Annotated in this window: 2 protein-coding genes and 1 pseudogene; 1 reads left to right on the forward strand and 2 read right to left on the reverse strand. The window is 73.7% G+C overall.

Features of this window, described 5'->3' with window-relative positions; translation table 11 throughout:
• Window positions 1-439 (reverse strand): LysR family transcriptional regulator (locus G3I65_RS07440; RefSeq protein ID WP_166639786.1); only part of this gene is annotated, 439 nt, incomplete at its 3' end.
• A 91-nt stretch (window positions 440-530) separates the two neighbouring features.
• Here G3I65_RS07440 and G3I65_RS07445 point away from each other — a divergent pair.
• Window positions 531-1,610, forward strand: a complete 1,080-nt coding sequence (locus G3I65_RS07445) for an alcohol dehydrogenase catalytic domain-containing protein (RefSeq protein ID WP_203612310.1) — start codon at window positions 531-533, stop codon at window positions 1,608-1,610.
• 12 nt (window positions 1,611-1,622) lie between these two features.
• Here G3I65_RS07445 and G3I65_RS07450 read toward each other — a convergent pair.
• Window positions 1,623-1,825: pseudogene (locus G3I65_RS07450) on the reverse strand (hypothetical protein); the annotation flags it as partial.

A 1,825-nucleotide genomic window follows, 5' to 3' on the forward strand; every position in this document is an offset into this window, starting at 1 on the left:
GCAGGGCCAGGTCGAGCGAACCGGAGCGCAGCGCGCGGACCAGGCCGGGCGTGGTGCCTTCGCGGGTGGTGACGAGGACTTGCGGCGCGGTCGCGGTGAGCCGGGCGAGTGCGGCGGGCAGGAGCACCGGCCCCGCACTGGGGACCGAGCCGAGCCGCACCTGCTCCGTGCGGGGAGCCTCACCGGCGAGGTCGCCCGCGGCCGCGTCGACCGAAGCCAGGATCGCGCGGGCGTGGCGCAGCAACGTCAATCCGCGCCGGGTCAGCCGCACCCCGTCGGTCCGCCGTTCGAACAGCGTCGCGCCGGCGTCGCGTTCGAGCGCGGCGGCTTGGCGCGAGACCGCGGACTGCGTGTAGCCCAGCTGAGCGGCGGCCGCGGTGAAGCTGCCGCATTCGGCGATCCGGCACAGCACCCGGAGGCTGGCGCTCGAGAAGTCCATGCCGACCACGCATACCAGAGATGCTCGATCAGCGCTTCCCGCATGCCCTTGCCGTGCTTAGCGTGGCGGAGGACGACAGAAGGGTTTTTCCATGCGTGCAGCGACATTGACGGCGTTCGGTTCCCCGCTCGTGGTGGGCGAGGTCCCCGACCCGGCAGCCGGTCCCGGCGAGGTGCTGGTCGAGGTCCTGGCGACCTGCGTCCCGCCCTACGCGGCCGAAGTGTTCGGCGGGCAGCGGCGCTACCCGCTGGAACCTCCGGTGGTGCCGGGCGTCGGGGGCATCGGCCGGGTGACCCGGGTGGGCCCGGACGCGACCAAGCTGGCGGTGGGCGACGTGGTCTGGTGCGATTCGACGGTCCGCGCCCGCGACGACGCCCTGACCCCGGACATCACACTGCAGGGCTGGAGCTCCCGCGGCGAGGGCGGCGCCCGGCTGTCCCGCTACCTGCACGACGGCCCGTTCGCCGAACTCATGCGGGTCCCGACCGAGAACGTGTACCGCCTGCCACCGGGAGCCGAGCCCGCGAGCTGGTCCGCCCTCGGCGTCCACACGATTCCGTACGGCGGCCTGCTGGCCGGCCGGCTCGAGGCCGGCGAGACGGTGCTCATCAGCGGAGCGACGGGCAACCTCGGCAGCAGCGCGGTGGCCGTCGCCCTCGCGATGGGCGCCGGCCACGTGGTGGCACCAGGCCGCAACCGAGCCGCCCTCGACCTGCTGGCGGACCGCTTCGGCCCGCGCGTCAGCCCGGTGGAGCTGACGGGAGCGGAGGACACCGACCGCACCGCGATGACCGCGGCCGCCGACGGCCCCATCGACCTGGTCCTCGACCTGCTGCCACCCCAAGCCCCCGCCACGGCGTCCCGCGCCGCGGCCATGACGGTGCGCGAATACGGGCGAGTGGTCCTGATGGGCGGCGTCGGCATGCTGGGCGGCGCGGACTTCGCGCTGCCGTATCCGTGGATCATGCGCAACTCGGTGACGGTCCGCGGCCAGTGGATGTACCCCCGCACCGCGAACCCGGGCATGATCCGGCTCGTGGCGACGGGAGCCTTGGACCTCGCACCCGAGCGCATCACCCGGTTCGCCCTCGACGACGTCAACGAGGCGATCTCTTACGCGGCCCGGCACGGTGGCCCGTTCGACCGCACTGTCCTCGAGCCGGGGAATTGAACCACGGGGCGGCTACTTGCTGTTTCGCTCGCCGATCGTCGGTGGCGCCGTCTTCTCATCCGACTCGAAGACCGTCGGGGTGTCGAGGTCCTTGAAGTGCTTGCCGCGGCGCTCTTCGTCCGCCTTGCGGCGCGGCGCGCCGGACTGCGCCGGGGCACCGGGCCGCAGGCCGGTCTGGTCCCGCCCGGCGCCACTCGCCTTGGCGGAGCCGGCAC

Source organism: Amycolatopsis sp. SID8362 (assembly GCF_010550475.1).
In the GTDB taxonomy this organism is placed as follows: Bacteria; Actinomycetota; Actinomycetes; order Mycobacteriales; family Pseudonocardiaceae; genus Amycolatopsis; species Amycolatopsis eburnea.